Origin of the sequence: Mesorhizobium intechi (genome assembly GCF_002879535.1) — a bacterium.
Taxonomy (GTDB): domain Bacteria; phylum Pseudomonadota; class Alphaproteobacteria; order Rhizobiales; family Rhizobiaceae; genus Mesorhizobium; species Mesorhizobium intechi.
In genome coordinates, this window is record NZ_PNOT02000205.1 from 1 (window position 1) to 2409 (window position 2409).

The following is a 2409-nucleotide window of genomic DNA, read 5'->3' on the forward strand; positions in this document are numbered from 1 at the left end:
GTCCTGCGCGATCATCTCGCCCAGCCGGATGCCGGCGTCAAAACCTTCGCCGACGATGTCGACCAGCCGTTGGTCGGCGAAAATCTCCACCGTAACGTCCGGATAGCGCTCGGCCATCACCGCGACGACAGGCGTCACCGCCAATGGAATCGCGATGGTGGAGGCGTTGATCCTGAGCAGGCCGGACGGCCTGCCCTTGATGCTGCGGATTCGATCTATCCGTTCACCAATATCCTGAAGGGCAGGAGCCGCGGTCTCCACCAGCGCCTTTCCGGCTTCGGTCAACGAAACACTGCGCGTCGTGCGCGCGAACAATGGCTGGCCGATACGCTCCTCGACCAGCCGTACGGCGTGACTGACCGCCGACGGGCTCATGCCGAGTTCGGCCGCCGCGAGCGCGAAGCCGCCACGCCGGGCAACGGCAACGATCACCGGCAGATGGATGAGGAGATCGCGATCCATTCATGAATAGTATCGCATGGTCTTTGCGAACAATGCAATCTTATCGATGCCAAGCCATTAGTCCAAATTGTCGCCAACCCACCGGCGTCCACACATTGGCGATTGGCTGGTGGCATCAAGGAGAAGAGACATGAATGCGTTGAAGCACGTAACGTTCGCGGCAGGCATGGCGTTGGCGCCGATCGATGCCGGCGGGGCGGAACCTTCCGGCTGGCTCGCGGACGAACGGGCGGTCATCCGGATCGCCGATGGCATCGACCGCGCCGTCGACGCGCAGGACTGGAAACTGGCGCGCAGCTATTTCGCGGATCGGGTTACCGCCGATTTCAGCAGCCTTCCCGGACAGCCGGCGGCCAACATCGCCTCCGACGACCTGATCGGCGCCTGGGCCGGCAACCTCAAGGGCGGCAAAACAAGCCTGCATCTGCGCACAAATCATCAGGTCGTTCTCGAAGCGAACACGGCGACGGTCCGATCGAACGGCTATGCCTGGAACCGGATGGAGGGCAATGGCGACCCGCTTTGGGAAGTCTGGGGCACCTATGAGCATCACCTGACGCGCTCCGCGGCCGGGTGGAAGGTCGACGGCTTCGCGTTCCACATGACGCATGAGCGCGGCAACCCTTGGGTCAAGGCAACGCCGGGCAATGACACGGCGGGCCAGTGAGGCCGCGGCATCCACCAGCAAGCATTGGAAGACGATCATGACCATGACCTATTACACGCTCGGCAACAGCGGCCTCAGGGTCAGCAGGCTGGCGCTCGGCACCATGACTTTCGGCAAGGAATGGGGCTGGGGAGCCGACAGGGATACAGCCCGGGCGATGTTCGACGCCTATGTCGAGGCGGGCGGCAATTTCTTCGACACGGCGGACCTCTACACCGGCGGCACGGCCGAAGCCTGGCTTGGCGAATTCATAGCCGAGCGGGGCTTGCGCGACACCGCGGTGATCGCCAGCAAGTTCACCATGAACATGCAGCCAGGCAATCCGAATGCCGGCGGCAACGGCCGCAAGAACATCATGCGGGCGGTGGATGCCTCGCTGAAGCGGCTGGGGACCGACTATATCGATGTCTATCTCATGCATGTCTGGGACAGGCTGACGCCGGCCGAAGAGGTCATGCGCACGCTCGACGACCTGGTGCGGATCGGCAAGGTGCGCCATGTCGGCCTGTCCGATGTGCCGGCCTGGTATGCGGGTCGCGCACAGGCGATCGCTGAACTGCGAGGATATGAGCCGGTTTCGGCCTTGCAACTCGAATATTCCCTGGCCGAACGCGCGATCGAGAACGAGTTCGTACCTTTCGGCACGCGCCATGGAGCCGGCATCATGGTCTGGAGCCCGCTCGCCAGCGGGCTGCTCAGCGGCAAGTATCGGCCGGCCCAGGCCGGAAATGTGGGCCGGCTCGACGGGTTCCGCAATTCGACGCATCCGGGCTTCCAGAAATTCACGGAGCGCAACTGGGCCATCGTGACCGAACTCGAGAAGGTTGCATCCGAACTCGGCCGCAGCATGCCACAGGTCGCCCTCAACTGGGTGGCGACGCAGCCGGGGATCGCCACCGTCATCCTTGGTGCGACCACGCTGGCCCAGATACAGGACAATCTTGGCGCGCTGGACTTCGAGATTCCGGCAGGGCTTCGCGGCCGGCTGGATTCGGTCAGCAGAACGCCGGCGCCGTTCCCCTATTCCTATTTCGGGCCGCAGATACAAGCGCGCGTCACAGGCGGCGCTGCAACCGGCGACAAGCCCACCGGCTACGCATCGCCGGTGCTCGTCGAGGGCGAGCCAGCCAGCGTGTCCGCCGGCTGATCGAACCGGCAGGCCGCCACCAATTTTGCCGGTCGGGCGCCGCGTGACATCGCGGCGCCCTTCGTGTATCGGAACTCGGCATCGTGCCAACGTTCGCGGCGCGGCGCCTGCGCGAGGGCGGCCAGCCGAGGCG

General features: G+C 64.5%; 4 protein-coding genes. 2 read left to right on the forward strand and 2 right to left on the reverse strand.

What is annotated here, in order from left to right; translation table 11 throughout:
• Positions 1-462, reverse strand: a 462-nt coding sequence (locus C1D09_RS17235; RefSeq protein WP_143975447.1) for a LysR family transcriptional regulator, incomplete at its 3' end; no start/stop codon positions are given.
• A gap of 130 nt (positions 463-592) precedes the next feature.
• Between C1D09_RS17235 and C1D09_RS17240 the strand changes: the two genes are divergently transcribed.
• Positions 593-1129, forward strand: coding sequence for a nuclear transport factor 2 family protein (locus C1D09_RS17240; protein WP_143975448.1), 537 nt, complete (start codon positions 593-595; stop codon positions 1127-1129).
• A 37-nt stretch (positions 1130-1166) separates the two neighbouring features.
• Positions 1167-2276 carry an aldo/keto reductase gene (locus C1D09_RS17245; RefSeq protein ID WP_143975449.1) on the forward strand — a complete coding sequence of 370 codons (1110 nt, stop codon included), beginning with the start codon at positions 1167-1169 and terminating at the stop codon, positions 2274-2276.
• Here C1D09_RS17245 and C1D09_RS33465 read toward each other — a convergent pair.
• On the reverse strand, positions 2222-2409 hold a 188-nt coding region (locus C1D09_RS33465; protein ID WP_208760399.1), incomplete at its 5' end, for a hypothetical protein. The genes C1D09_RS17245 and C1D09_RS33465 overlap by 55 nt on opposite strands.

Excerpts from the sequence above, each read along its gene's own strand:
- C1D09_RS17240 (WP_143975448.1), top strand. The coding sequence starts at position 593 with ATGAATGCGTTGAAGCACGTAACGTTCGCGGCAGGCATGGCGTTGGCG.
- C1D09_RS17245 (WP_143975449.1), top strand. The coding sequence starts at position 1,167 with ATGACCATGACCTATTACACGCTCGGCAACAGCGGCCTCAGGGTCAGC.